Origin of the sequence: Tahibacter caeni (genome assembly GCF_024609805.1) — a bacterium.
Classification (GTDB): Bacteria; Pseudomonadota; Gammaproteobacteria; order Xanthomonadales; family Rhodanobacteraceae; genus Tahibacter; species Tahibacter caeni.
Genome location: NZ_JANFVR010000226.1, coordinates 1 through 7,990, shown reverse-complemented (window position 1 = coordinate 7,990; position 7,990 = coordinate 1). Strand labels below are relative to the sequence as shown.

Below are 7,990 nucleotides of genomic sequence, written 5' to 3'. Positions count from 1 at the left end.
GCCGTCGAGACCGGCGCGCGGGACCGCGTCGGCGCCGTGCCGCGCGAACCGGCCCGATGCGCGCGGCCGTTGCCGCGACCTTGATTCGCCACACGGGCGCCCGATACCGGCGCGGTCGCGGCGGCTTCATGCGATCATCGCCGGCTGCGTCGCCGGGGGTGTGCGTCGCGGCCCGTATTTCGCCAGAATCGCGCCCGACCGACCGCCCGCGCCGCGTGCATCCTGCTGCCTTCCGCCGCCGTCGCCGCATGGTGTCGACGCCGCGGCCCATCGATCTGGACCGACATGACGTTCGAAGAACTGCTGACCGGCGTCCGCCGCTATCCCATCGTGACCGACGACACCCGCGAACTCGTCGCCGGCGGCGTGTTCGTCCACGGCGGCGGCCGCGCGCTGAAGGACGAATTCCTGGCCGAGGCGCTTGCGCTCGGTGCGGCCGTCGTCGTCAGCGAGACCGCGCCGGACCTGCCGGCCGGCGTGGCGCTCGTATGCGTGACGAACCGGCGCGCGGCCGCGGCCGAGCTCGCACGCGCCTACTACGGCGATCCCGGCGCGCGCCTGCTGCTGCTCGGCGTCACCGGTACCTGCGGCAAGACCACGACCACGTATCTGCTCGAAAGCCTGCTGCGCGCCGGCGGCCATGCGGTCGGCGTGATCGGCACCGAGAACATCCGCTACGCCGACCGCGTGCTGCCGTCGCCGAACACCACGCCGAGTACCTTCGTACTGAACCGCACCTTGCGCGACATGGCGGATGCCGGCTGCACGGCCGTCGCGATGGAAGTGTCCTCGCATGCGCTGGAGCAGGAGCGCACCCTGGCCGTCGCGTTCGACGGCATGGTGTTCACGAACCTGTCGGTCGAGCACCTGGACCTGCACGGCAGCATGGACGCGTATTTCGCCGCGAAGGCGCGCCTGTTCACCGACTACGTCGCTTATGCGCGCCGCCACGGCAAGACGCCGCGCGCGGCGATCCACGTCGGCGATGCCTACGGCGCGAAGCTTCATGCGCGGCTGTGCGGATCGGCCTGGTTTCCCGACGAGCCGCCGGTCGCGTTCGGCCTCGCGCCCGCGGCGCAGGGTCTCGACGGTTCGCAGCTGCAGGTCAGCGCGGCCGGCATACGCGGCCCCGTGCTGCGAAACGGCGAGGTCGTCGCCGACGTCGACTCGCCGCTGATCGGCCGCTTCAACGCCGAGAACATCCTCGCGGCCGTCGCGCTGGCCGACGCGCTGGGCCTGCCGCGCGCGGCGCTGGAACAGGGCCTGCGCGAGCTGCGGCCGGTGCCGGGCCGCATGGAGCGCGCGGCGCAGCGCGGCGGCATTGCGGTCGTCGTCGATTTCGCGCACAAGCCCGGCGCGCTCGAGGTCGTGCTCGACACCCTGCGGCCGCTGACCGCGGGTCGCCTGATCTGCGTGTTCGGCTGCGGCGGCAGGCGCGACGCGAGCAAGCGGCCGGTCATGGGCCGCATCGCAGCCGAACGCGCCGATCTCGTGATCGTCACGCCGGACAATTTCCGCGGCGAAGCGTTCGCCGGCATCGCGGCGGAGATCCTCGCCGGCATTCCGGCCGATACGCGGGCGACGGTGCACGTCGTGGACGAGCGCCGCGAAGCTATCGCGCTGGCGCTGCGCTCGGCGTCGCCGGGCGACACGGTGCTGGTCGCCGGCCGCGGCGCGGAGACCGTGCTCAGCGCCGAGGTCGCCGGCGAGGAACGCCGCATCGCGTTCGACGACCGCGTCGTCGCGGCCGAGCTCGCGGCCGAACTGCTGCCCGGCTGAGCGCCGCGGCGTTTCAGGAACTGCGCCGCCGGCGCGTCGCCGCCGGCGTCTTCTTGCGCGCGGCCGGCTTGGCCTTGCGCTTGGCCGCCGGCTTGGCGGCGGCATTCGCTGCCGGTTTCGCTGCCGACTTCGCTGCCGACTTCGCTGCGCCGGCCGTCGGCCGCGTGCGCTTGCCGCTGGCCAGGCTCTGCTCGAGCAGGCTCATGAAATCCACGACGTTGCTCGCCGCCTCGGCCGGCTCTTCCAGCGGTTCGAGCCTGGCCACGTGGCGTCCGCCCTTGCGCATGCTGGCCTCGACGATCTTGTGCAGCTTTGCGCGGAACTCGTCCTTGTAGTCGGACGGCCGCCACGGCACGGTCATCGAATCGACGAGCTGCGCGGCCATGTCCAGCTCGCGCGCGTTGATGCGCTGGCCCGCGGTGCCGCCGGCCGGCAGGTCGTAGTCGTCGGTGTCGACGAGCTCCTGCGGGAAACGCAGCAGCACGAGGATCAGCGCGCGTTCCTGCGGCTTGAGCATCGCGAGGTACTGGCGCGTGCGTATGACCAGGCGCGCGATGCCGACCTTGCCGGTCTTGCGCAAGGTCTCGCGCAGCAGCACGTAGCCCTTGTCGGCGCGCTTGCCCGGCACGAGCACGTAGGGTTTCTCGAAGTGGCGCTCGTCGATCGCGTCGGCGTCGACGAAGGCTTCGATGTCGATCGTTTCGGTCGACTCCGGCGCGATGCGCTTGAGCTCCTTCTCGTCGACGATCGCGTAGCTGCCCTTGGCGTATTCGTAGGCCTTGACGATTTCCTTCCAGGGCACTTCCTCGCCGGTCTCGGCGTTGACGCGCTCATAGCGGATCGGCGACTTCGTGCGTCCGTCGAGCATGCGGAAATGCACGTCCGTGCTGCGCGTACCGGGCATCAGCTGCACGGGAACCTGCAGCAGGCCGAAGGACAGGGTTCCGTTCCAGATCGGACGTGGCATGGGCGCGTTCTCCTTGCGGCGGCATGGCCGGCCGCGCGGCGGCGCCGCGACTCATCGCGCCGCCGCGCGGCGTCAACGGGGCTTTTTCTTTTCGCGCGGCACGGCCGGCACGAACGGCGAGATCGGATCGCTGGCCGGGAAGGTTTCGCTCAGGGCCTTGTCGAGATTGTCGTCGGTGTGCGCCTTGCGTTCCTTCTTCTTCGCCGGCGCTTCGGCGATCGGGCGGCTGCCGGGCGACGGCGGATCCTTGGCGTCGCGGGCGCGGGCTGGGGCGGTGCGGGGCGTGGACATGGCGAGCTCCGGTCGAAGGATGAGAGAGACGCTGCAGTCATCGTGCCACCGCGGCCGTGACGCGGCGGAAGCGGTTCAGGCGGTCGCCGCGCGTGGACAGGTTCAGCGCGCTGCGCAGCGCCAGCCAGCCGCTGGCCACGGATTCGGGGCGCTGCGCCGGGTCCAGGTCGCGCACCGCGTGCCAGGTCTGCAGCAGGCGCAGCAGATGCCGGCGCAGGCGCGGTTCGGCGGCGGCGTGGCGATCGGGGCAGCGCGTGAAATAGCCGTCCAGCAGCGCCTCGCGCGCCTGGGCGCGGAATGCCTGCACGAAATCCAGCGCGACCTCGTCGTCGCCGTCGGACTCGCCGGCGACGATCGCGCCGGCCTGGTCGATCGCATGCAGCAGCGCGGCGAGATCGGCCAGACGGCAGCCCTGCGTCGTGCCGGGTGCGGCCAGCACCTCGGGCGGGTCGGTGAAATCGACGAAGCAGACCTCGCCGGTCGCGAGCAGCACGCGCGCCAGCGACAGCTGCCCGTGCACCGGCTGGGCGAGGCCCGCGTCGGCCGCACTGAGCGAATCGTCGAGACTGCGGATGCGTCGCGCCGTCGCGCGGATCTCGTCGGGCGCGAGCGCGAGATGCTCGCGCAGCGCGGCCGCCTGCGCACGGTAGCCGCGCAGGGTGTCGCTGAGCACGTCGCGCAGCCAGGTCGTGCCGAGCGGCTGGCCGGTGCCGAGGTTCGCGAGCGCGCAGTGCAGATCGCCGAGGCTCGCGCCGAGGCGCTGCGCGAGCGGCCGGCAGGCCTGCACGAGCTGGCGCTGGCGTTCCACGCCGGTCGCGCGGTATTCGTGCAGGCTGCGGCGCAGGAAGCTCAAGGTCCAGTCCTGGGCGTGGCCCTGGTTGACCGGCCATTCGTGCGCGAGCGCGAAGACCTGTCTCTCCTGACCGGCCTCGATCGCGGCAGTGCCGACCAGCGGCGCGACGCCCGCATAGTCGAGCGCCTGCAGGCCTTCGGCGATGCGCAGCGGTCCGGCCAGGTGGCGCAGGTCGCCGCGCGCGAGGCTGATCGCGAGCGACGCGTCGAGGCGCACGCGCTGGATGCCGCGCTCGCTCGTGCTCAGCGCGACTTCGCGTCCGCGCGGTGCCGGCAGCGGCAGCCCGGCGCGGCTGCGCGCGAAACGCAGGGTCGCGCCGTCGCTGCTCCATTGCGCCTGGTTCTGCCAGGCCTCGCGCCAGGCGTCGAGCAGCGTGCGCACGGCCAGGCCGTCGCTGAGCAGGCCGACGCGCGCGCCGCGGCGCACGCGCGCCAGGGCGTGCGACAGGGTCTGCGCCGGCATCTCGTCGCCTTCCCAGGCGATCGCCAGCGGCAGCAGCTCGTCGCCGCCGGCGTCGGTCAGCCGCAGCATCACCGCGTCGGCGCTTCCCGGTGCCGCCGCATAGACTCCGGTTATCGCGCCGCCGCGCGCGCCGCGCCGCTGCAGCCAGGCCGGCAGCAGCTCGTCCTGCAGGCGCGCGCGGTATTTCTCGGCGAGTTCCGGCGCGAGCTCGCGCCGCAGCACGAGGGTCTGCAGCTCCGGCAGCGCTTCGGGCTCGGACCGGTAGCCTTCGGGCAGGCGTTCGCGGCCGGCCAGTTCGAGCGCGACGAAGCCGTACGGCGGCAAGGTCAGCAGATACGGCGCGCGGCTGACGGCCGGCAGGGTCGAGGCGCCGACGACGTCGACCGGCACGCGGCCCTCGAACGCCGAGAGATCGAGCTCCACGGCCTGCAGGGTGCGCGCGAAGTTCGCGACGCAGAGCACGTCCACTCCCTGCCAGGCGCGCACGTAGGCCAGCACCTTGCGGTTGCGCGGGTACAGGAACTGCAGCTCGCCGCGGCCGAACAGGCCGCCGTAGCGCCGGCGCACCGCGACGATGCGCCGGGTCCAGTGCAGCAGCGAATGCGGGTCGGATTCCTGCGCCTCGACGTTGACGGCGGCATAGCCGAATACCGGGTCGGTGATCGGCGGCAGCACGAGCGCCTGCGTGTCGGCGCGCGAGAAGCCGCCGTTGCGGTCGCTGGACCACTGCATCGGCGTGCGCACGCCGTCGCGGTCGCCGAGATGCACGTTGTCGCCCATGCCGATCTCGTCGCCGTAATACAGCACGGGCGTGCCGGGCAGGGTCAGCAGCAGCGCCGTCATCAGTTCGATGCGGCGGCGGTCGCGCTGCAGCAGCGGCGCGAGGCGCCGGCGTATGCCGAGGTTCAACCGCGCGCGCAGGTCGGCCGCGTAGGTTTCCCAGAGATAGTCGCGCTCGGCGTCGGTGACCATCTCCAGGGTCAGCTCGTCGTGATTGCGCAGGAAGATCGCCCATTGCGACAGCGGCGGCGTCGGCGGCGTCTGGCGCAGGATGTCGCTGATCGGGAAGCGATCCTCCTGCGCGATCGCCATGTACATGCGCGGCATCAGCGGGAAGTGGAAGGCCATGTGGCATTCGTCGTCGCGGCCGAAATACTCGAGCATGTCCTCGGGCCACTGGTTGGCCTCGGCCAGCAGCACGCGGTCGGGATAGTGCGCGTCGATCTCGGCGCGCAGGCGCTTGAGTACCGCGTGCGTGCCGGGCAGGTTCTCGTTGCTCGTGCCTTCCTGTTCGCAGAGATAGGCGACCGCGTCGAGGCGGAAGCCGTCGAGGCCCAGGTCGAGCCAGAAGCGCAGCACGTCGAGCATGGCCTCGAGCACGAGCGGGTTGGCGAAATTCAGGTCGGGCTGGTGCGCGTAGAAGCGATGGAAGTAGTAGCGGCCGGCGACCGCGTCCCAGCTCCAGTTGGATTTTTCCACGTCGGGAAAAATGATCCGCGTGCCCGCGTAGGCCTGGTCGGTGTCGGACCATACGTAGAACTCGTGCTCGGGCGAGCCGCGCGGCGCGCGGCGCGCGCGCTCGAACCACGGGTGCTCGGCCGAGGTGTGGTTCAGCACGAGGTCGCCGATCACGCGCAGGCCGCGCGCATGCGCCGCATCGAGGAAGGTCTTGAGCTCGGCCAGCGTGCCGTAGTCCGGATGCACGTCGAAATAGTCGGCGACGTCGTAGCCGTCGTCGCGGCGCGGCGACGGGTAGTAGGGCAGCAGCCAGAGCGTGTCGACGCCGAGGGAGACCAGATAGTCCAGCCGCGCGAGCAGCCCGGCGAAATCGCCGATGCCGTCGTCGTTGCCGTCGAGGAACGACTTGACGTGGACCTGGTAGATCACCGCTTCCTTGTACCAGTCGACCCGGCTGCGATCGACGGCGGCGGCCGCGGCGCCGGCGCTGCCGGCGGCGTCTTGCGTCATGGTTCTGCCGCCGCGCCGGCCGCCGGGCGGCGCGCCTGGCCGAGCACGCCGAGGAAGTTCTCGCACCAGCTCTGTATGTTGCCCTCGCGCAGCACGCGCATCGCGCTCTGCCAGCGACGCTGGCGCTCTTCCAGCGGCATGGCCAGCGCGCGCGCCATCGCGCGCGAGCAGCCTTCGATGTCGTACGGGTTGACGATGAGCGCGCTTTCGCCGAGCTCGGCCGCCGCGCCGGCGAACTCGGACAGCACGAGCACGCCGGGATCCTGCGGGTTCTGGCAGGCGATGAATTCCTTCGCGACGAGATTCATGCCGTCGCGCAGCGGCGTGACCAGGCAGACGCGCGCGAGGCGGTAGAAGCCGGCCAGGGTCGCATGGGAGTAGCCGCGGTTGACGTAGCGCACGGGCGTCCACGCCGGCGCCGCGTAATGGCCGTTGATGTCGCCGACGAGGCGCTGCACTTCGCGGCTGAGCTGGCGGTATTCGCTGACTTCGCGGCGCGATTCGGGCGTGACCTGCAGATAGGTCGCGCGGCCGCTCAGCGCCGGGTTGTGGCCGAGCAGATGGCGGAATGCGCGCAGGCGCTGCGGCAGGCCCTTGGAGTAGTCGAGCCGGTCCACGCCGATCAGCAGCGCGCTGCGGCCGAGGCTGTTGCGCAGCTGCTGGATTTCCGGCGTGTGCTCGGCCTGCTGAGCCAGTGCGGCCATCGCCTCCGGATCGATGCCGATCGGAAACGCGCGCACGCGCGTGATCTCGCCGCCGGGCAGGTGCAGCGCGCCGTCGCGCTCGGCCGCGCCGAGCTCGGCGATCAGGTAGTTGGTCATCGCGCGCGAGTCGTTCGCGGTCTGCACGCCGATCAGGTCGCAGGCCGCGAGCAGGCCGAGCATCGCGCGATGCTGCGGCAGGGTGACGAGGGTGCGCGGCGCCGGCAGCGGCGTGTGCAGGAAGAAGCCGATGCGGTTGGCGACCCCGCGGGCGCGCAGCAGCGAGGCCAGCGGCATCAGGTGGTAGTCGTGGATCCAGATCTCGTCGTCGGGACCCGCCTCGGCGGCGACGAGTTCGGCGAAGCGCTCGTTGACGCGCAGGTAGCCCTGCAGATGCGCGCGGTCGAACGTCATGAGATCGGTGCGTCCGTGCAGAAGCGGCCAAAGTGTACGATTGGCATATTCCGCATAGAAGTCGTCGAACTCGGCGCGCGTGAGATCCCAGGTCAGATAGCGAATGCGGCCGACCTGGCGCGCCTGCGGTTCGGTCGCGTCGGATACCTGCCCGCTCCAACCGAGCCAGCTGCCGCCGCGCTGCTGCAGCAGGGTCAGCATGGCCTGCGCGAGACCGCCGGCCTGCGTCGCGCCGGGCAGCATCACGCGATTGGATACGACGATCAGCCGTCCGCGGTCCATCAGGGGTTCACGTTCGGGCGCATGCAGCGCATCGTCGTCGGGATCGTGGATCGTCACATCCATCTGCCTTCCTCTTGCCGGAGCCGACAGCGAGGGAGCAACAGCCGTGCCACGCGGCTGCATGGCACAGCTTCTGCAGAACCGGCGCAGCGACGCGCTCCGCGCAGCGCGTACTGCAGCCGACTTTTCGATCGCGAAGGATTCGCCGCATGCCGTACACGATTCCGTCGTCCGCCGCCGCCGCCGCGCCCGACGCGGCGGCGCCGCGGCTGC

5 protein-coding genes are annotated in these 7,990 nt (G+C 71.5%); 1 reads left to right on the top strand and 4 read right to left on the bottom strand.

Features of this window, described 5'->3' with window-relative positions; all coding sequences use genetic code 11:
- Positions 1–285: 285 nt before the first annotated feature.
- The gene (locus NON22_RS16860; RefSeq protein WP_257388108.1) at positions 286–1,779 is read left to right on the top strand and encodes a UDP-N-acetylmuramoyl-L-alanyl-D-glutamate--2,6-diaminopimelate ligase; all 1,494 of its coding nucleotides are present in this window, start codon (positions 286–288) and stop codon (positions 1,777–1,779) included.
- A gap of 13 nt (positions 1,780–1,792) precedes the next feature.
- Here the strand turns inward: NON22_RS16860 and ku are convergent, their stop codons facing one another.
- The 4 genes from ku to NON22_RS16840 all read right to left on the bottom strand — a co-directional run bounded on the left by ku (position 1,793) and on the right by NON22_RS16840 (position 7,780).
- A complete protein-coding gene (gene ku, locus NON22_RS16855; protein WP_257388107.1) occupies positions 1,793–2,746 on the bottom strand; it encodes a non-homologous end joining protein Ku in 954 nt (317 codons plus the stop codon).
- 72 nt (positions 2,747–2,818) lie between these two features.
- On the bottom strand, positions 2,819–3,037 hold the full coding sequence (locus NON22_RS16850; RefSeq protein ID WP_257388106.1) for a hypothetical protein: 219 nt from the start codon (positions 3,035–3,037) through the stop codon (positions 2,819–2,821).
- Positions 3,038–3,074: 37 nt separating this feature from the next.
- The gene (gene treS / locus NON22_RS16845; RefSeq protein WP_257388105.1) at positions 3,075–6,320 is read right to left on the bottom strand and encodes a maltose alpha-D-glucosyltransferase; all 3,246 of its coding nucleotides are present in this window, start codon (positions 6,318–6,320) and stop codon (positions 3,075–3,077) included.
- The gene (locus NON22_RS16840) at positions 6,317–7,780 is read right to left on the bottom strand and encodes an alpha,alpha-trehalose-phosphate synthase (UDP-forming) (protein WP_306673864.1); all 1,464 of its coding nucleotides are present in this window, start codon (positions 7,778–7,780) and stop codon (positions 6,317–6,319) included. The genes treS and NON22_RS16840 overlap by 4 nt, the downstream gene beginning before the upstream one ends.
- Between the last annotated feature and the right edge of the window lie 210 nt (positions 7,781–7,990).